The 17,750-nt window shown below is 66.8% G+C and carries 20 protein-coding genes, 1 tRNA gene and 1 pseudogene; 18 read left to right on the plus strand and 4 right to left on the minus strand.

The window, feature by feature from the left end; genetic code table 11:
• Positions 1–88: 88 nt before the first annotated feature.
• The 3 genes from OG801_RS05735 to OG801_RS05745 form a co-directional block, all read right to left on the minus strand.
• On the minus strand, positions 89–439 hold the full coding sequence (locus OG801_RS05735) for a signal peptidase I (protein ID WP_406034371.1): 351 nt from the start codon (positions 437–439) through the stop codon (positions 89–91).
• Positions 436–1,977: a hypothetical protein gene (locus OG801_RS05740; RefSeq protein ID WP_406034373.1), complete on the minus strand. Its 1,542-nt coding sequence runs from the start codon at positions 1,975–1,977 to the stop codon at positions 436–438. Before OG801_RS05740 ends, OG801_RS05735 begins: the two co-directional genes overlap by 4 nt.
• 102 nt (positions 1,978–2,079) lie before the next feature.
• Positions 2,080–2,427 carry a GntR family transcriptional regulator gene (locus tag OG801_RS05745; protein ID WP_406034375.1) on the minus strand — a complete coding sequence of 116 codons (348 nt, stop codon included), beginning with the start codon at positions 2,425–2,427 and terminating at the stop codon, positions 2,080–2,082.
• A 119-nt stretch (positions 2,428–2,546) separates the two neighbouring features.
• Here OG801_RS05745 and OG801_RS05750 point away from each other — a divergent pair, with 119 nt between their 5' ends.
• From OG801_RS05750 to OG801_RS05825, 16 genes and pseudogenes are all read left to right on the plus strand, one after another.
• Entirely contained in the window at positions 2,547–2,810 is a 264-nt protein-coding gene (locus OG801_RS05750) for a DUF6284 family protein (RefSeq protein WP_406034377.1), read from the plus strand.
• Positions 2,811–2,830: 20 nt separating this feature from the next.
• The gene (locus OG801_RS05755) at positions 2,831–3,046 is read left to right on the plus strand and encodes a hypothetical protein (RefSeq protein ID WP_406034379.1); all 216 of its coding nucleotides are present in this window, start codon (positions 2,831–2,833) and stop codon (positions 3,044–3,046) included.
• Positions 3,043–3,405 carry a hypothetical protein gene (locus tag OG801_RS05760; protein ID WP_406034381.1) on the plus strand — a complete coding sequence of 121 codons (363 nt, stop codon included), beginning with the start codon at positions 3,043–3,045 and terminating at the stop codon, positions 3,403–3,405. The genes OG801_RS05755 and OG801_RS05760 overlap by 4 nt, the downstream gene beginning before the upstream one ends.
• Complete coding sequence (locus OG801_RS05765) at positions 3,405–3,923, plus strand: hypothetical protein (protein ID WP_406034382.1); 519 nt, start codon at positions 3,405–3,407, stop codon at positions 3,921–3,923. The genes OG801_RS05760 and OG801_RS05765 overlap by 1 nt, the downstream gene beginning before the upstream one ends.
• 2 nt (positions 3,924–3,925) lie before the next feature.
• The gene (locus OG801_RS05770) at positions 3,926–4,135 is read left to right on the plus strand and encodes a hypothetical protein (protein WP_406034384.1); all 210 of its coding nucleotides are present in this window, start codon (positions 3,926–3,928) and stop codon (positions 4,133–4,135) included.
• Positions 4,132–4,332, plus strand: coding sequence for a hypothetical protein (locus tag OG801_RS05775; protein ID WP_406034385.1), 201 nt, complete (start codon positions 4,132–4,134; stop codon positions 4,330–4,332). The genes OG801_RS05770 and OG801_RS05775 overlap by 4 nt, the downstream gene beginning before the upstream one ends.
• 27 nt (positions 4,333–4,359) lie before the next feature.
• Complete coding sequence (locus tag OG801_RS05780) at positions 4,360–6,558, plus strand: hypothetical protein (RefSeq protein WP_406034387.1); 2,199 nt, start codon at positions 4,360–4,362, stop codon at positions 6,556–6,558.
• A gap of 164 nt (positions 6,559–6,722) precedes the next feature.
• Positions 6,723–7,025, plus strand: a complete 303-nt coding sequence (locus OG801_RS05785; RefSeq protein ID WP_406034389.1) for a hypothetical protein — start codon at positions 6,723–6,725, stop codon at positions 7,023–7,025.
• 93 nt (positions 7,026–7,118) lie between these two features.
• The gene (locus OG801_RS05790) at positions 7,119–8,213 is read left to right on the plus strand and encodes a helix-turn-helix domain-containing protein (protein ID WP_406034391.1); all 1,095 of its coding nucleotides are present in this window, start codon (positions 7,119–7,121) and stop codon (positions 8,211–8,213) included.
• Positions 8,200–8,439 (plus strand): annotated as a pseudogene (locus OG801_RS05795) (WhiB family transcriptional regulator); the annotation flags it as partial. The gene OG801_RS05790 and the pseudogene OG801_RS05795, both read left to right, overlap by 14 nt.
• A 167-nt stretch (positions 8,440–8,606) precedes the next feature.
• Positions 8,607–9,593: a bifunctional DNA primase/polymerase gene (locus OG801_RS05800; RefSeq protein WP_406034393.1), complete on the plus strand. Its 987-nt coding sequence runs from the start codon at positions 8,607–8,609 to the stop codon at positions 9,591–9,593.
• Positions 9,593–11,326: a DNA cytosine methyltransferase gene (locus OG801_RS05805; RefSeq protein WP_406034395.1), complete on the plus strand. Its 1,734-nt coding sequence runs from the start codon at positions 9,593–9,595 to the stop codon at positions 11,324–11,326. The genes OG801_RS05800 and OG801_RS05805 overlap by 1 nt, the downstream gene beginning before the upstream one ends.
• 53 nt (positions 11,327–11,379) lie before the next feature.
• The gene (locus tag OG801_RS05810; protein WP_406034396.1) at positions 11,380–13,104 is read left to right on the plus strand and encodes a hypothetical protein; all 1,725 of its coding nucleotides are present in this window, start codon (positions 11,380–11,382) and stop codon (positions 13,102–13,104) included.
• Positions 13,105–13,293: 189 nt separating this feature from the next.
• A complete protein-coding gene (locus OG801_RS05815; protein WP_406034398.1) occupies positions 13,294–13,500 on the plus strand; it encodes a helix-turn-helix transcriptional regulator in 207 nt (68 codons plus the stop codon).
• Positions 13,497–14,906: a tyrosine-type recombinase/integrase gene (locus OG801_RS05820; protein ID WP_406034400.1), complete on the plus strand. Its 1,410-nt coding sequence runs from the start codon at positions 13,497–13,499 to the stop codon at positions 14,904–14,906. The genes OG801_RS05815 and OG801_RS05820 overlap by 4 nt, the downstream gene beginning before the upstream one ends.
• A gap of 120 nt (positions 14,907–15,026) precedes the next feature.
• A complete protein-coding gene (locus OG801_RS05825; RefSeq protein WP_406034402.1) occupies positions 15,027–15,782 on the plus strand; it encodes a DUF5131 family protein in 756 nt (251 codons plus the stop codon).
• Here the strand turns inward: OG801_RS05825 and tcmP are convergent.
• The gene (gene tcmP / locus OG801_RS05830; protein ID WP_406034404.1) at positions 15,764–16,909 is read right to left on the minus strand and encodes a three-Cys-motif partner protein TcmP; all 1,146 of its coding nucleotides are present in this window, start codon (positions 16,907–16,909) and stop codon (positions 15,764–15,766) included. The genes OG801_RS05825 and tcmP overlap by 19 nt on opposite strands.
• A gap of 158 nt (positions 16,910–17,067) precedes the next feature.
• Here tcmP and OG801_RS05835 point away from each other — a divergent pair.
• Positions 17,068–17,141: transfer RNA gene (locus tag OG801_RS05835), tRNA-Ile, on the plus strand.
• A gap of 106 nt (positions 17,142–17,247) precedes the next feature.
• Positions 17,248–17,700: a hypothetical protein gene (locus OG801_RS05840; protein WP_406034406.1), complete on the plus strand. Its 453-nt coding sequence runs from the start codon at positions 17,248–17,250 to the stop codon at positions 17,698–17,700.
• The last annotated feature ends 50 nt before the right edge of the window (positions 17,701–17,750 follow it).

The raw sequence follows: 17,750 nt of genomic DNA on the forward strand, positions 1-17,750 counted from the left end.
CGCCTGCAGCGATCGTGCAAGTGAGCGACTCTGCGCTCGCGGCGACCACTGCACACGCGACAGCAGCCGCTAGACCCGCGGTCGCAGTTCAAACGACGGAGGGCCAACGGACGGTCAAGACAACTGAGTCGTCGAATGCCTGCCACGAGTGCGACGTGCCGGGACCGAACACCACGAAGTCGCCCTCCCTCTTCATTTCCTGGTCGCCATCCTCGAGGCGCACAGCAAAATGGCCGCGAAGGAGCAAAACCATGGTCGTCCGGACCTCTTCCTCGGCGACAGTCCACTCGTGGCGCTCCTCCCCCGCTTGGTGAGTGCCCCACTTAACCTCGACATCGGTGGAGTGAAGGAGGCTGGTCTCAGGATTGATGAAGTGGCCGATGAGCCAGCCGCGGCGCTCCGCGCCGTCGTCGTACGCGTTGCCGGAGGCGGTCGTCACTGGGTGAATCCAATCTCGAAGTGGGGAAGCGCTACGCGCTCGGGGTGCAGTTCGTGGAGGCGTCGCAGGCCAAGTACGAAGGCGAAGAGGCCCTCGTCCGACCACGCCGGGTTGTGAGCGAGAACCCGCAGGCCGGCCTCGTCCTGCGACGAGACGAGGATGATCCGCTCGGACTCCCAGTTGCTCTCGACGTCACCTCCGCAACGCTGCCAGAACTCCTCGTCGTGCACAGCGACAAGACACGGAAATTCATAGTTTCCGGTGAGGAGGTTGAAGCCGAATCCGGTGCACTCCATCGACCAGGCGTCCGACCCTGCTTCAGTCAGGTAGCGCATCGGACCGGTCAGCAGGTCCGGATGCATCGGGTCTATCGTTCGACGCGTGTCGAGTGTCGTATCGACCTCCGCCTTGCCGAAAAGCTCCTCCTCGAGCTCTCTCGCAAGAGAGGTCCCGACGCTGACTTCCCAGGTCGGCTCCGACGTCGGCTCGTGGAAGCACTTTGGGATCACAGCGAGTCGGCCCGACGCGTTGAGAACCTTCGACCCGCGCTCCTGGATCAACAGGGCGAAGTCAGCCGGGCGCGGACCCTGCGCCGGGCGCGCGAACGCCGTCAGCGCAAGCGCTCCACCCATGCAGTTGCGCGATCCCGGCGCGAGCACGGACTCCACAGTCGGCATCATCAGATCGCGCAGCGGGAGTTCGTCGTTGCCACTCTGCGCAGCCGCGAAGGTCTCGGCTTCGAGGAGATCCACCGTAAGCGCGTACTGAGCGAACGATCCCGTCGCGAAGGACGTACGCACGCCGTCAGGCTGCGACTCCCATCCGGTCATCCGGTAGAGCTGGCCGTCGACGAAGCGCGTCTCCTGGACCAGGCACTCAGCAAGTCGGGTTTCGGCGGCACGACGCCAGGCGTCTGACTCGGGCTGAGGCACGACAGTGGCCGCGTGGTCGTACGCGAAGCGCGTTGCGCCCTCGCCGGCCTGGAGATCGATCGGACCGCCTACCCACTCCCCCGCGCTCAGGATCGTGAGGTCGATGTCGGTATCACCGAGCCCTACGCGCACCGGCCAATGATCGCTGAACCCGGCGGCGTAGTACTGGTGCAGCCTCTTTGCTACTGCCGATCGATCGGTCTCCGCCGTACGCCATCGAGAACCCGCGGCCGCATCCAGCTGCGCTGCCGCAGCGAGCACACCTGCGGCTGCGTCGTCGTCGCGGCCGCTCTGCAGCCACCCGAGCGCGCTGTGAAGGTTTGTCGCCGCATCGAGACGGCTCCGTAACTCGTCTGCATTGCCGGCCGCTCCGCTGAGACCCGCCAGCTGGGCGAATCGCGCGCGTTGTGAGTTCGTCGCACTCTCCAGGACCGTGTCGAAGATCCGCTGTACCTGCAACGAGATCGCGGCATCGCCGCCCTTTCGCCAGATCGCGACCGAACGTACCGACACCCCGAGCTGCTCGGCGAACTCCTCATTGGTGAGCCGCAGAGCGGCACGGAGCGCGTCGGCCTCCCGTGCACCCCACTCGACAACGCTCGTCATCGGCTCACCTTCACCTGCTCGGCGAGATGCCGGCGGATTGCACTGTGATTGCACGACCGCTTCATGGTGAGAACGGCTCGATCACGGCTGACTAGAGGCATGTCAAACACCGGCCGAATCGGCGCCACCCACGAGCTTCTCCAGCCGCTCCACGCGGCTCGACAGGCTCGCGACGTCGCGTCGGAGCTGGTCGACGTCATCGACGCCTTCCTTAGTCTCTGGGAGCGCGTTGACATACGTGCCACGGCCGGTGCTCGACACGAGGACGCCTTCGCGCTGCAGCTCGCGGATGGCGTTGTGAACCGTGACCTCGGCAACGCCGTACGTCTCACGAAGTTCACGGAGCGGGGGCAGCTTCGCGCCGACCTCGTACTCGCCGTCCCGCACCCGCTGCCGGATGTCCTCAGCGACCTGCTCGGAAAGAGGGGTCGCGTTGTCTCTGCTGATCATGCCTCCAAGGTAACCACAAATGCCCTGGTGTGCGTAGAGGCATTGACATCCGGATTGCCCTAGTGCACCCTAGTGCACAGCAAGGCAATGTCATCCATCTCTTCGGAAGGCACCAACCAATGGACACCGCACCAACGCCCGCAGACCTCGACGAGATCGAGGCGGAGATGCCGCTGATTGCCGCTGGCGTCGACCTAGTCGACGCGGAGTGCCGCGTACTGACCAGCCCCGCCGATGTGCTTGCGAAGCGGGCGCACCGCAGGGCGATGAGTGCCCTGTTGCTCTTGCTGGTTCAGCAGGCCAACCACGACGCGGCACTCACCGCCGCGCCTGTCTACACCCTCGTCAACCCGAGCCCGGCCGACCCGGCCGAGGCTGCCTGATTCTCGGAAGGAAACCAGTCATGGTTGCTGCACCTTTGCTCGTCATCTTCCTGATCGCCGTCTTTGTCGCGATCAAGTGGGTGGGAATGTCTCCCGCCGCGATCATCCTCGGAGCGCTCACCGGTCTTGCGCTGGGCGCAACCACTGCGATCGGTGGTCCGATCTTGTCGGGCATCGAGTCCGCCTCGACCTCGGCGATCGTGACCTTCACCGACGCTGTTGGTGGTATCCGATGAGCGCCGCCCAGTCCTGGGACCTGACCTGGGTTGCGACTCTCCTGGAGGGTCTCCCGAGCGTCGAGCTGCATGGGTTCTCCGTCGTCGTCGAGCCGAACCTGGCTGTTGCCAAGGTCGTCGGCACCTCTGGCAGGCGGCCGGTGGTACGGCTGGCGATCCGCCCGGCCGGCTACGACGCCGCGGCCAAGCTCGCCGAGTTCCTGCACCTGTCCGAGCACATGACCGCCGACACCGAGGACGGTCTCGGGCTGCTCGTGCGGCACGCCTGGGCCGGCTGGGAGGTCGCCGCCTCCTCCGAGGTCGATGTGTGGGTCGAGATCACCACGACCCAGCGGGTCTGGTCCGAGGCGGCGGCCTGATGAGCACGCCGATCTCCGAGGGCCGTGGCGACCTCGTCCAAGACCTGCGGGAGTGGGCCCGTGGCCTGTACGCACTGGAAGCGGCCGTCGAGCTGCTGATCCGGTTCAACCACGGCCGCCTCCTCCACGGATCCTGGATCGAGCACGACCACGAGGCCGCTCACCACTGGTTCAGCGCCGACATGGTGCCCACCGATGGCGGTCAGCTCTCCGGCGGGGAACGCCGTGTCCTGGACATCGCCGCCTCGCTGGCAGAGCCGAGCCTGGCCAAGGTCGGCCTAGGCGACCTCGTCACCGGCCTGGACCACGACGCTCTCGATCTCGTCCTGGCCGCGATCGCCCACGCCGGCGGATCCCACGAGCACTCCCGCCCCGTGTTCGGCCTCGACGGCACCTACGCCGGCACCCGCGAGCTCCCCGCGCTCCACGACTGGCCCACCGGCCGCATCGAGCACGTCAACCACATGACCACCGAGAACACCACCCACGGGAACACCACTGAGAAGGGAACGAAGTAGCCATGAAGAAGATCAACAAGGCCGCAGCCCGAGCCGACTTCGCCAAGTCCGCCGCCCAGGATCGTCGGCACGCCGACGGTTTGGCGCGTGCCGCTAAGCGGTTCGCCGCCCAGGGCAAGCCCGACGCCGCCAAGGACGCCGCCGACCTCGCCAAGGTCCACCGCGCCCGTGCCCAGCAGGCCGAGAACTACAAGTTCCCCGACGAGCGGTGACCGGTGAGCGTTGCGGGGCATGCGGCCAGCTCCGACTGGAGTTGGCCGCGACCCTCGACCAACTCCGGTTGCACATCCAAGGGCTGGCCGCCGTCGTCGCCCTGCTCGATGCCGAGCAGATCGAGCCGTCGATGCCGAAACACCGGCTGCTGGCGATCGTCCATCACCGCCTGACCCACCTGATCCAGACCAGATGACCACGGGACCTAGGAAGGAACCGAACAGTGACTGAGCACCAGAGCAACGAGATCGGCCTCGCCGCCCGTGCTGATGACACCGGCGAGTTCGGGGAGGTGATCCCGTTCGACCGGGGCACCGACGCCGAGCGGGTCGAGGTGGTCGACGGCACCGTCGTCGCGGTCGTCGACCACCTCGACCACACCGCGCCGGTCACCGATGATGACGAGTCGACCGAGTTGGTCGAGTCCGGCGAGCCGGACGACCTTCCGTCGTCGATGACCTGGTCCGCACCCGACCGGGCAGCCGGTGATCGTGCCCCGGTGATCCCGCCGTGGCTGCGTTCTGCCGAGGCCCGCAAGGCCGCGGTCGTTCAGGGCGTCTCGACCGCCCGCTACTACACCGCCTTCCACGCCGTACGCACCCCGCTGTACGCCACCAAGACGCTGGGCTACTCGCTGGTCGGCGTCGGTCGGGTGACCGGCAAGGTCACCCGCTGGGTGCGCGCCGAGGAGGGCAACTACGAGCTGCGCCAGCAGGCCGCCGCCTCGAACGACGCCTACACCTGGCAGGCCCTCAACAAGGTCCGCGCCCGGGAGGCACGCGGCCGCATGTGGGCCCTGTCCATCGCGTCGGCCGCGCTGCTGATCCTGGTCACAATCCTGCTCACCACCGGCCTGCTGGCCGGCCCCGTCCTTGCTGGTGTCCTGGTCGGCCTGGTGCTGCTGTTCGCCCGCCTGGGCCGTCCGGCTGACAAGCCGATCCTGGGCCGTGTGGCCTCTGGTCGGAAGTTCACCAAGCTGACCGGCGATCTGGTCCGTAACGCCCTGGTCGCCCTCGCCGTGCGCGGGATCACCGGCCCGGAGCAGGTCGAGTTCTGCCACCCGGGCATCCACCGCGACGGCCCGGGTTGGCTGGCCCGGGTCAACCTGCCTGAGGGTGTCACCGCGGTGAAGGTGCTGGAGAAGCGCGACGCGCTGGCGGCTGCGCTGCGGCTCCCGGTCGACCAGGTCTGGCCTGCTGCCGGCCCGGACCACCCCGGCCAGCTCGACCTGTGGGTCGGCTACCACCCCGCATCCAAGACCGGCCAGCCCACCTGGTCCCTGGCCGGCGACACCGCGTCGGCGTCGTTCTTCGAGGAGGCCGAGTTCGGCACCGACGAGCGCGGCCGACCCGTCACCACCACCCTGTTCCAGCGCTCCTACCTGATCGGTGGCCAGCCCGGCTCCGGTAAGTCCTACGCCGCCCGTGCCCTGCTCGGTATCGCGATGCTCGACCCGACCTGCGAGCTCAAGATCGCCGAGTTCAAGGGAACCGGTGACTTCCTCGACCTTGAGGACCAGTGCTCCACCTATGTCTGTGGTGTCGATGAGGAAGCCCTCGACAAGGGTGTCGAGATCGGCCGGTGGCTGGTCGCCGAGGCCGAGAAGCGCGGTAAGCGGATCCTGGCTGCTCGTCGCCGTGGTGAGGCCCCGCAGGGCAAGGTCACCCCCGAGCTGGCTGCCAAGCCCGGCTCCGGCCTCCACCCCGTCTGTGTGCTGATCGACGAGGCACACGAGCTGTTCCTCTACTCACCCGATGCTGCTGGCGACTTCGAGCGTGCGATCAAGCGCCTGCGCGCTTTGGGGATCTGCGTCATCCTCGCCACCCAGATCCCCGACAAGTCCTCCCTGCCGCCGGGCATCACCCGCTGTGTCACCAACCGCTGGTGCCTCTCGGTCGCTGGTCAGGTCGAGAACGACATGATCCTCGGCACCGGTGCCTACAAGCGTGGCCTGACCGGCACCGTCTACCGGCCCGTCTTCGACGCCGGCTGGGGCTGCATGACCGGTGGCGCCGCACCCGTCGCGGTCCGCTCCCAGTTCCCCGATGAGGAGACCTGGGCAGGGATGGTCGCCCGATCCGCGTCGCTGCGTGGCGGGAAGGTCGTGGGTGCTCCGATCGAGACCGCCCCGGCCCGTGACCTGCTCGCCGACCTGACCGAGGTCGCCGCCTCCAACGGCCAGCACTGGGACACCGCCGCCACCGCCCTGGCTGACACCTGGCCCGAGGCCTATCCGCACCTGACCGCTGCTGCGCTCTCGGACATGGCACGCACCGCCGGACTCGCCTCCGTCAACGTCAAGATCACCGGCGAGGTCCGCCGAGGCTACCGCCGCACCGACCTGGTCAAGCTCCGCACCGTCCGCGACGAGACCGCCCAGCCCGCGACCGGCCAGCCGGGCGCTGAGGGAGGTGAGGACTAGCCCGAAGCCGAGGTAACGCGGGAGGTAACGCCCCCGCTACGGGTAGCGGCCCCGCTACCCACCCCGCTACCACCAAACCCCGCCCTGACCAGCACACATGTTCGAAAGTAGCGGTAGCGACCCCTGAGCCGCACCCGCCGGAAACCCTCCAGGAGACAGAACCGATGACACCGCTCACGCTCGCTACCGCGACCGTCCTGGTCGCCCTCGCTGCCGCTGGGATCTACGCCGCGATCTGCTCGACCAGCCCGTTCACCCGCTGCCGCCGCTGCGAGGGAACCGGCCACCGCACCCGCACGAACACCTTCGGGCGCACCAAGCTCCGGCCGTGTCGCCGCTGCCGTGGCGTCGGCACCCATCTCCGCGCCGGCCGCCGCCTCTACTACCTCGCCCGCGACATCCACGCCGAGGCAACCACCACCGTCCTCCCGTCGCGCGACAGCAAACCGCACAAGCCCGGCTGGTAACCCGCCTCCTCGCTTGGCTCTGGGCCGCCGATTGGCTCAGGTCCCTACCCGACCCATGCCTAAAACACCTGATCAGAACAGGAATCCATCCTCATGAGCACCCACACTCGCTACGCCGAGAACCGCCCCCACGACCACGCGTCAACCACAACCACCCGCCCAACCGCCCGCCCGTCTGGACTGGCACTCGTCGGCTTCGGCATGACCGGCGTCGGGTTCGTCCAGGTCGCCGTGACCATCGCCCCGCAGGTCGCCGCGATGATCCCCGCCGCCGGTGCCGCCGCACCCGCTGTCGGTGTCGCGGTCGCCCTTGCCGCTGACGTGGTCTGGGCAGCGCTGGGGCACACGACCATCGCCGCCTACAAGTCCGGCCAGCGGGCCGCCGCCTACGGGTTCGGAGCGGCCACCGCGGCTGCTGTAGCCGTCTCCACGGTCCTCCTGGCCGCTGTCGGACACATGGGCCCCTGGTCTGCTATCCCGGCCCTGGCTGCGCTGCTGCTGGTCGCTGACGGGATCCGCGACCAGGTCACCGTCTCGGCCGAGACCGCCGCGATCATCCGAGCCCGTACCGCCGAGATCCGCGACCAGCGCGCCTTAGCCGTCATCGAGGCCCGCCACGCCGCCCACATGGAGACCATCACCGGCTACGGCGAATCCGCCCGCCTCGCCGCACGCACCCACGCGCTGGCCGAGATCAAGGTGACCGTGGAGCGAGCCGAGAACAAGGCCGCCAAGCGCCTCACCGCCTCGGCCGAGAAGCACGCCGCCGGCGCGGTCGCCTACCGCGAGCTCCTCGGCGGTCAGCCGGTCACCGACCCTGACACCTCCCGTGACAACGGGGCTGACATCGAGGCTGACACCGACCCTGACAACGAGTCTCACGCGATCACCGCCCCGGGCGACGCTGTAGCCCCGGATGTCACCCCGGATGTCAGTGCCACACCGGCCCTGACCGTCATCCCTGACACCCACAACATCGAGACCGTCGAGGACGACGCCGACACCGGACTGTGCGCCATCTGCGACACCGACCTGGGCGAGGAAGACGGCAACCACGTCCACCCCGCCTGCGCCGCCGTCGAACTGCGCCGAGTCATGAGCGTGCCCGAGGTCGCCGAGCTCCTCGGCGTCACCGAGCGGACCGTCTACCGCTGGACCAAGGAGGCCAACCGCGATGACGTCGCCTGACACCCCCGCCACGCACCCCGGTGACCTCCCGGGCGCGTTGTGCCCGCAGACCGACCCCGAGGTCTTCTTCCCCGAGCCCGGTGGCAGCCCCGCGGCCGCGAAGAAGGTCTGCGCCGCCTGTGACGTCCGGAGCGACTGCCTCGCCCTCGCGCTGTCCCTCGGCACCGTCATGGGCGTGTGGGGAGGCATGACCGAGCGCGAGCGCACGAACCTCAAGCGCGCTGCCCGGACCCCAGCGCCGGCCCGCCGCATCTGCCCGGGCTGCGAGAAGGAGTTCACGCGTCCGACACCCCACGCCATCTACTGCGGCGACCTGTGCCGACAGAAAGCCCGCCGCGCGACCAAGAACGCTTCCCAAGCCCGCCGCACCCGCCACGAGAGGAAGGCCGCCTGATGTACGCCGCACCCCAGACCCGCCCGATGCTCGCCGGAGCCCTGGCCGCCGCTGCCCGTGGCTGGCACGTCTTCCCGCTCCTGCCGAACACCAAGCGCCCCGCACGACCCAACCACAGTGCCGACACTTGCAATGGCACCGACCCCCGATGCCGAGACGGACACACCGGCTGGGACGCCCGCGCCACCACCGACACCGACCGAATCCGACGCGCCTGGGCCGACGACGCCCCGACCTACGGCCTCGCGATCGCCTGCGGTCCCTCCGGGCTGCTCGTGGTCGACCTGGACACCCACAAACCCGGCACCGAGATCCCGGAGCCGTGGAACCGGTTCGGGATCACCACCGGCGCCGAGGTACTCGACCACATCGCCGGCGCCCGAGGCGGCACCATCACACCCACCTACACAGTGCGTACGCCCTCCGGCGGCACCCACCTCTACTACCAAGCACCCGAGGGTGCCCGATTCGGAAACACCGCCGGAACGATCGGCTGGCTCATCGATACCCGCGCCCACGGTGGCTACGTCGTCGCCCCGCCGACGATCATCGCGACCAGCACCGATACGAGCTGCTACGCGATCGTCGAGGACCGGCCGCCGGCCCCGCTCCCGCTGTTCCTGCTCGACCTCCTCGGCCGCCAGCACCGCCCCACCCCGGCCGGGCCGACCAGGATCCCGGCCTCAACCGACCGGCTGCCCGCCTACGTCAAGAGCGCCGTCACCCAGGAAGCCGCCAACGTCGCCAGCGCCCCAGCCAAACAGCACAACATCCGGCTGTTCGTCTCGGCCAAGTCCCTCGGTCAGCTCATCGCCGGAGGCGTGCTCGACGAGCACACCGCCTACGACGCCCTCACCACCGCCGCGCACTCGCTCATGGGCCCCGGTTGCGACTGCAACCCCCGCGAGATCGACTCCACGATCCGCTCCGGGTTCCACGCCGGAGCCGCCAACCCCCGCACCCCCAACTCGAGGAAGGCCGCCTGATGCCCACCATGACCGATCTGTTCTGCGGAGGCGGAGGTTCATCGACCGGCGGCGCGTCCGTGCCCGGCGTCGAGATCCGGATGGCCGCCAACCACCTCCCGCTCGCGGTCGAGGTCCACAACACCAACCACCCCGACGCCGACCACGCCTGTGTCGACCTCCACCAAGAGGACCCCCGCTACTTCCCCCGCACCGACATCCTGTGGGCATCGCCGGAGTGCACCAAGTGGTCGCAGGCATCGGGCAGCAAGTACGCCAAGATCTCGATGGAGGCCGACCTGCTCGACCTGCTCGACCCCGAGCTGGTCGATGAGGATCCGGAGAAGGCGATCGTTCAGCGTTCCCGGCTGCTGATGTTCGATGTGCTCCGGTTCGCCGAGCACCACCGCTATACCGCGATGATCATCGAGAACGTCGTCGACATCGCCACCAACCCCCGCTACGCCGAAGCCTGGACCCTGTGGCGAAAGGGCCTGCGCAACCTCGGCTACGACTTCCGCATCGTCTCCCTCAACTCGATGCACGCCCAGGCCCACGGCGACCCCGCACCCCAATCGCGCGACCGGCTCTACATCGTGTGCTGGCTCAAAGGCACCCGCGCGCCCAACATCGACAAGGTGCTGCGGCCGCTGGCCTGGTGCCCGAAGTGCGACCAGGTCGTCGAGTCCCGCCAGGCGTGGAAGAACGGCCGCACCGTGGGCAAGTACCGCTCCCAATACGTCTACGTCCACAACGCCTGCGGGACGACCGTGGAGCCCGGCTACCTGCCCGCGGCGGCCGCGATCGACTGGACCATCCAGGGCAGCCGGATCGGGGAACGTACCAAGCCGCTCGCGGAGAAGACCCGTCGCCGGATCGCGGCCGGGATCGCGCGGTACTGGTCGCCGTTCCACCTCGAACATGGCGGCAACCAGTACGACGCCGCCGACCCGAAACACCCTGCCCACGGCAGCCCCAACGGCTACTACCGCGCCTGGTCGATGTACGACACGCTGCGCACCCTCCACACCCAGGAGACCAAGGCGCTCGTGGTGCCCCTCGAAGGCCGCGCCGGCGACCGGACTCGCACCACCGGGCAGACCCTCCGCACCCAGACCTCGCGTCATCTCGACGCGCTGTGCGTCCCGGCCGGAGGGACCTGGAACGACGACGCCCGACCGGCTTCGGAGGCGTACCGGACGATGACCACCCGCGAGACCACGGCCCTGGTCACCGCGGCCGCTGTTACGCCTGAGCCGTTCATCGCTGAACTGCGTGGCGGCGGGTCCACCGCCCGCCCGGTGGCCGACCCGGCCGCGACGTTCACGGCCTCGGGGAACCATCACGGGTTGGTGATGCCCTATTACGGCACCAGCCACACCGCGAAGCCTGCCGCCGACCCGCTCGGCACGGTCACGACCCGAGACCGGCACGCCCTGATCACGCGGCACTTCGGCACGAACGGCGGAGCCGAGCACCGGATGACGACTCCCGGGGACGAGTACATGCGGACCCTGACCACCACCGCCCAAATGTCAGTCCTCACACCCGGTGACATCACCGCCGCTGAGGCCCAGGTCGACGACTGCCTATTCCGGATGCTCGAACCCCACGAGGTCGCCGCGGGGATGGCATTCCCCGATGACTACCAGTGGTCCGGCACCCGCCGCGAGCGGGTCAAGCTCGCCGGAAACGCCGTCACCCCACCTGCCGCTCGCGACCTCATCGCCGCGGTCGTCGAGGCCCTCGTATGACCACAGTCAGCCACCAACCAGACCAGCCCGTATCCGACTCGGAGGAGACCAGCATGAAAAAGCCCGTCACCTACGACCCGACCGACGAGCACCACCGCACCGGCCTCTGGCCGCTCTCCGACGACGGTCGACGACGGCTCAAGCTCGGTCTCAACCCGGAGACCATCCGTGTACTGACCAAGGCACTAGACCAGGGCATCCTCGACGGCACCTATGTCCACGACGGCTCGCCAGTCGTTCTCGAGCGCATCTCCGGCACCGCCGACATCGTCGCGGGCAACGAGGACGTGCCGCTGCCGGTCCGCCCGTTCGAGCTGCGCCCAGCGCGCCTCGCAGGGCTGATCGCCGAGCAGGTCGAAGCGTTCCGGGTACGCAAGATCAAGGACACCAACGACACCTACGAAGAGGAGGTCATGCCCTCGAAAGCCGTCCTCGACGCCGTGCTCGCCAAGAAGGACTGGCCCGGCCTCGCGCCGCTGCACAAGGTCATCTCCACACCCGTTCTGCGCCCGGACGGGACCTTGCTTCAGACGCCTGGTTACGACGCCGCCACGGGCTATTACCTGGCTGGACGGATCGAGTACGGCGAGATCCCCACCGAGCCCACCGCGGCCGAGGTCGCCGAAGCCCGCGAGTTCCTCCTCAAACGCTTCCTGCGTGACTTCCCGTGGGTCAGCCCGGCCGATCGAGCGAACTACGTCGCCATCCTCGCCACGCCGATCCTGCGCCCAATGACGCGCGCGCTCTCGCCGTTCGGTGTCGTCGACGCGACCATGCCCGGATCCGGCAAGACCATCCTCACCTCCTGTGTCGGTCTGCTGGTCGGGCAGCGTGTGCTCACCTGGACCGACTCCGAGGAGGAGCTGCGCAAGTCGATCACCACCGTGCTCGGCGACCCTGCCGGCGTGATCGTGTTCGACAACCTCGTCGAAGGCTGCGTCATCGACTCCGCCGTACTCGCCCGCCTGGTCACCGAGCACATGTGGGCCGACCGCAAGCTCGGCACCAACTCCGCCGCTGCATACGCCAACGACCGTCTCTGGCTGGCCACCGGAAACAACCTCCGCACCGGCGGCGACATGGCCTCACGCTCCGTGTGGGTACGCCTCGACCCCGACTGCCCGCACCCCGAGGAGCGCACCGGATTCTCCATCCCGAACCTCGACACCTGGATCCTCGACCCCGCCAACCAAGCCACCGTCCTGCGGCACCTGCTCATCCTGATCCTCGACTGGACCCGTGCCGGAGCTCCGCGCGCGTACGACATCCCCGCGATGCGGCAGTTCACCACCTGGGCCCAAGCCCTCGGCGGATTCCTCAAGCACCACGAGATCCACGGCTTCCTCGCCAACCTCAACGACGCCCGCGAGCTCGACGACGACCACGCCGAATGGCGCGCCTTCCTCCTGCAGTGGGACCGCGTCAACGGACCCCGCCACGTCGGCGCAGCCGAGCTGCGGAGAAGCGCTGAACCAGAGGTCGGGATGAGCGACCGCTGGGACGGCACCTTCCCCACCACCAACAGCGGCAAGTCCCTCTCCGTCAAGACCCTCGGCCGGCGCCTCACCGGACAGGTCGGCCGATGGCGCGGCGACATCGTCCTGCGCTCCGAGATCGACCCTGTCACCAATTGCCGCGCCTACTGGATCGAACACGCACCCGAGCCGACCGCCGAGACCGAGATCCCCGATCCAAACCCGGAAACCCGGAAACCCGGCGAAACCTCCCCTGACCTGGGATTTCTACCACCGGGTTTCGAAACCGGGAGAACGACGTGAAACCCGGAAACCCGGTGAATCACCGGATCACCGGGTTTGACCACAAACCCAGCCCCAACAAACCCGGCACCAATAACCCCAGTTCAGAGCACGAATTGCCGGGTTTCCGGGTCACCGGGTCAAGTTCCGCCCTCGCCCTAAACACCACTGGTCCAGCACCACGTCACCGCCAAGAGGAGAACCGACCGCATGTCTAGGCACCGCTCCGAGAGCACCGCAGCGCACCTGACGGTGCGCGACTTCTGCAACGAGCTCGGGATCACCCGGGCGACCTTCTACAACTGGCGCGCGAAGGGCGTCGGGCCGCGCTGCATCAAGTTGCCCGGCGGCGAGATCCGCGTACGCCGCATCGAACTCGACAACTGGCTGGCCAACCTGGAGGACGAAGCATCATGAGCACGAGCTACGACGTACGCATCTGGAGCATCGAGACCATCACCGGCAAGCGTGGCACGACTTACCGCGTCCGCTGGGTCGTCGGGAGGAACGCTCCGATCCCTCGGACCTTCAGCACGAAACGGCTCGCGGAGTCGTTCCGGTCCGACCTGATCTCAGCCGCCCGGAAGGGCGAGGCGTTCGACATCGAGAGCGGGCTGCCGCAGTCCATGATGCCGAAGGCGACGAGTCCAACCTGGCTGACCTTCGCGATGGATCACATGGACGTCAAATGGGCCGACTTCTCGCCAAACACCCGCAAGAGCACCGCCGACGGCTTGACGACGATCACGATCGCAATGGTGAAGGGCGACGACACACCGCCCGACGACGCACTGCTCCGAAAGGCGCTGAGGACGTGGGCGTTCAACTCACTCGCCCGCGTCAAGAACCCTGAACCACCGGAGGAGTACCGCGAGGTGATCGCATGGATCGCCAAGCGAAGTCGACCGGTCGAGGACCTCAACGACACCGCTACGACTCGCCGAGTATTGAAGGCAATCTCGCTGAAGCTCGACGGCAGCCCCGCGGCCGCTAAGACGGCGAACCGGAAGCGTGCCGCGTTCTCGAGCGCGATCGGCTACGCACTTGAGCTCGGCTTCCTCGAGTCCAACCCGCTGCAGCGCGTCAAGGTGAAGCGCGCTCCCACCGCCGAGGAGCTCGATGCCCGGGTGGTCGTCAACCATCGGCAGGCGAAGCGCCTCCTTGCGGCCGTCCACGCGTCTGATCCGGAGTTCGAAGCCTTCATCGGGTGCATCTACTACGCCGCCATGCGACCAGCCGAGGTACGCAATCTCAGCGAACTTGATCTCACCCTGCCGGCCGAAGGATGGGGCGAAGCTCGTCTCGCCGGTTCATATCAGGACCCAGGGAGGGACTGGACCGACGATGGAACTCTCGGCGAAGAGCGCGGCCTGAAACACCGCGCTCGAAACTCCGTCCGCCCGACACCTCTCCCTCCCCCGCTGGTCAAGTTGCTTAGTCGTCACCTGGAGAAGTTCGGCACGGGCCCGGACGGTCGACTCTTCGTCGTTCGCGCAGGCAAGTGGGGTCATGCACTCCCCGCGTCGCTGTCGCGCCCGGTGCCTCTCTCTGCCGTAGGTCGCGTCATGAAGAATGCCAGAGCGGCCGCATTCACCGAGGAAGAACAGAATTCACCATTGGCTCGCCGGGCGTACGACCTCCGACACGCTGCTGTCTCCACCTGGCTAGCCGCCGGCACGCCCGCCCCGTTGGTAGCCAAGTGGGCCGGGCACAGCGTGCAGGTGCTGCTGACCGTCTATGCGCACGCAGTCGACGGCCAGGAGGACGCTGCACGCAAGCGGATCGAGCAGGCCCTCACCGACGATGGCGGCATAGAAGGATGAGCTCCACCGCGTCCGCTCGCACGGCGGGAGTCGAACTCCAACCGTGCGAGCGGGTCACACGAAGGCACGCGCCTGACGAATAACCGGTGAACAAACGTTCGATTCGATAGGGTGAAGACCATGGCCGACAAGAGTGCAATCGAATGGACTGAGGCCACTTGGAACCCGACGACCGGGTGCGACCAAGTCTCGGCCGGATGCGACAACTGTTATGCGCTGACCCTCTCCAAGCGGCTTAAGGCAATGGGCAACAGCAAGTACCAGAGCGACGGCGACCCACGAACGAGCGGCCCGGGCTTCGGCGTCACGATTCACCCCGACGCTCTAAATATTCCATACACGTGGAAGCGGCCCCGAGTCGTGTTTGTCAACTCGATGAGCGATTTGTTCCATGCTCGAATCCCGGTCGATTTCATTAAGCAGGTCTTCGGCGTGATGGCTGACACGCCACATCACACCTACCAGGTCCTGACGAAGCGCGCTCACCGACTTGCACGAATCGCTGACAGGATCGACTGGCCAAGCAACGTGTGGATGGGCGTAAGTGTCGAGTCCGCGAAGCAATACGACCGCATCCGCGACTTGGCCACGGTCCCTGCAGCAGTCCGCTTTCTGTCATGCGAGCCACTACTGGATTCTCTTCCTCACCTCCCACTGGAGGGCATCGACTGGGTCATCGCTGGCGGGGAGAGCGGATTTCATGCGCGACCAGTCGATCCCGACTGGATTAGGGATATTCGCGATCAGTGTGTGACCGCGCGCACGCCATTCTTTTTCAAGCAGTGGGGTGGAATCCGCGCGAAGAGCGGCGGCCGCGAACTTGATGGTCACACTTGGGACGAGTTTCCCACCGCTGGTCACTTGCGAGCTATATAAGCTCGCTGGAGGCTTCCCTTTGGCACAGCATCGATAAGATCCATATCTTTGGTCTTTCTCAAGGCCTGCCGAATGTGCGTCTCACGCGCAAGCCCGAGGGTGCGCCCAAACACGTCAGCAAGTTTCTGCTCGATGACGAATCCAGTCTCGGCCCTCAGGATGGCCTCGACGTTACCCGCGATCTCGTCCACCCAAGCGGCTTCATCGTCGGCAAAATCCAGTCCTCGAAGTTCGGCTTGACCGCCAGCCGCCTCCTCTCGAGCATCGACCAACCACTGACGCCATTCTTTGCGCGCCATTGACATGGATCGAGCCATCTCCCAGAAGCCATCCATGTGGCGGGTGAAGAGAATGAGCTCATAAACAGGCTGCGCGCTGAGAGAGTCGGCGACATCCGCTGTGATGAAACCACACGCCCCGACTGCTTCGGCAATGCGGGTCGCGTACCCCTCTAGAACCAACTCAACCCATCCGTCCACCTGCTCGCGCGCAAGTTCTTGCCACCAATCCCCACCGAGAGCAGTGTCGAGCGCCGCTATCTGGCCCTTCTTGGCTGGGTACTCCTTGTCCGACCGGACGACGCCTGAGATTCGCCGCACGGCCTCGTACGAGAAGTTCATTAACAACTCAGTCTTGGGCTGAAGCAATCTCGAGTACGTAGGCCTGTCCCGCGACTTAAGCACGTGGACAACACGATCGAATGGGATGGTCAAGCCGTATGGATCCAGGAATACGAAGAGCGGAAGATCACCAGCCAAGTCGAGCACACTTTCAACGTGCTCCTCCACGGGACCACGCCGAACTTCATAGGTTTCAGCGTCGATGCCCTTCTCGTCCAGCATTGCACCTAGCCGGTCGCAGTATTCCTCGTCTTTCTCGCTGAACACCGAATACACGGCACGGAGCTTTGCCATATCTTCGGCGGTATCGACGAGCAACTCGGGCGAGCCAGGCTGGTCGTCCTCATAGCGTCCGGGACCCGAGTAGGCGTCGTACACAACCACACGTTTGTCCGTAGATGTTGAACCCACCTTGCCAACCCAGGCAGGGATATAACTCTTGATCAGTTTGTGCTTGTAGACCGCTGCCGCCTGCGGCGACTCAAAGAAGTTCTCGTTGCTACTCACCGTGGTCTCCGTCAAGTGCGTGAGATACAGATCCTAGGGCGGCGGCATCCTCCTGCGCACTAGAACGCCCGTTTCGGGCCAGGGCCGCGGTCGGGAGCGAAGTCAGCAGTGGTCGAGCCGAGGACGACACCCGACGAAGCGCCCGCTAGGCTCTGCTCGGGCCGTTAGCTCAGTGGGTTAGAGCAGGCGACTCATAATCGCCCAGTCGCGGGTTCAAGTCCCGCACGGCCTACTCCAGGCCCGGTCGCGCGCCAAAGGCAACGCGACCGGGCACCTGGTTGCCCACACCATGAGTCAATCGACCGGGGGCCAAGCTAGGGAAGGCTGGGACACGCGACATGGACACAGCAGATGTAGTAACCGCCTGCATAGCCGGCGCCGCACTTGCTCTGTCGATCGTCGGCCTCATCCTTCAATGGGTGATGTGGAGCCGTTCCGGTGCTGTGCTCGTGGCCGAAGCCAGCCTCGGATTTCTAACGGCCGGACCAGTGACCAAAGTGCTCACCGTGTCGGCACTGAACAAGGGCCGTGGATCCGCTCAGGTCACCTCATGGTGGCTCGAGCCAGTCGGTGCGCCGCCCGAGTCGATGCATTGGTACCTAGCTCACCTTCACGTCGTCGGATCGTCTGATCTGCCGGTGGTCATCGACGGCGAGCAAGGGGTGCAGTGGTTCGTCCCCCGTGATGTCGTGGAGGACAGTTGCCGCGAACTGAAAGTGACGCACGTTCGTCCACACCTCGGCCTCGGGTCGGGCCGTAAGGTCGCAGGCAAGCCCCTGCGCGTCCTGTAGCGCACCAAGCGCTCGTGCCCGATCTCGCGACACCAAATGACAGACGAAAC

It is taken from the genome of Nocardioides sp. NBC_00163 (genome assembly GCF_045206295.1).
In the GTDB taxonomy this organism is placed as follows: domain Bacteria; phylum Actinomycetota; class Actinomycetes; order Propionibacteriales; family Nocardioidaceae; genus Nocardioides.

Excerpts from the sequence above, each read along its gene's own strand:
- OG801_RS05740 (WP_406034373.1), bottom strand. The coding sequence starts at position 1,977 with ATGACGAGCGTTGTCGAGTGGGGTGCACGGGAGGCCGACGCGCTCCGT.
- OG801_RS05745 (WP_406034375.1), bottom strand. The coding sequence starts at position 2,427 with ATGATCAGCAGAGACAACGCGACCCCTCTTTCCGAGCAGGTCGCTGAG.
- OG801_RS05750 (WP_406034377.1), top strand. The coding sequence starts at position 2,547 with ATGGACACCGCACCAACGCCCGCAGACCTCGACGAGATCGAGGCGGAG.
- OG801_RS05755 (WP_406034379.1), top strand. The coding sequence starts at position 2,831 with ATGGTTGCTGCACCTTTGCTCGTCATCTTCCTGATCGCCGTCTTTGTC.
- OG801_RS05760 (WP_406034381.1), top strand. The coding sequence starts at position 3,043 with ATGAGCGCCGCCCAGTCCTGGGACCTGACCTGGGTTGCGACTCTCCTG.
- OG801_RS05765 (WP_406034382.1), top strand. The coding sequence starts at position 3,405 with ATGAGCACGCCGATCTCCGAGGGCCGTGGCGACCTCGTCCAAGACCTG.
- OG801_RS05770 (WP_406034384.1), top strand. The coding sequence starts at position 3,926 with ATGAAGAAGATCAACAAGGCCGCAGCCCGAGCCGACTTCGCCAAGTCC.
- OG801_RS05785 (WP_406034389.1), top strand. The coding sequence starts at position 6,723 with ATGACACCGCTCACGCTCGCTACCGCGACCGTCCTGGTCGCCCTCGCT.
- OG801_RS05790 (WP_406034391.1), top strand. The coding sequence starts at position 7,119 with ATGAGCACCCACACTCGCTACGCCGAGAACCGCCCCCACGACCACGCG.
- OG801_RS05800 (WP_406034393.1), top strand. The coding sequence starts at position 8,607 with ATGTACGCCGCACCCCAGACCCGCCCGATGCTCGCCGGAGCCCTGGCC.
- OG801_RS05805 (WP_406034395.1), top strand. The coding sequence starts at position 9,593 with ATGCCCACCATGACCGATCTGTTCTGCGGAGGCGGAGGTTCATCGACC.
- OG801_RS05810 (WP_406034396.1), top strand. The coding sequence starts at position 11,380 with ATGAAAAAGCCCGTCACCTACGACCCGACCGACGAGCACCACCGCACC.
- OG801_RS05815 (WP_406034398.1), top strand. The coding sequence starts at position 13,294 with ATGTCTAGGCACCGCTCCGAGAGCACCGCAGCGCACCTGACGGTGCGC.
- OG801_RS05820 (WP_406034400.1), top strand. The coding sequence starts at position 13,497 with ATGAGCACGAGCTACGACGTACGCATCTGGAGCATCGAGACCATCACC.
- OG801_RS05825 (WP_406034402.1), top strand. The coding sequence starts at position 15,027 with ATGGCCGACAAGAGTGCAATCGAATGGACTGAGGCCACTTGGAACCCG.
- OG801_RS05840 (WP_406034406.1), top strand. The coding sequence starts at position 17,248 with ATGGACACAGCAGATGTAGTAACCGCCTGCATAGCCGGCGCCGCACTT.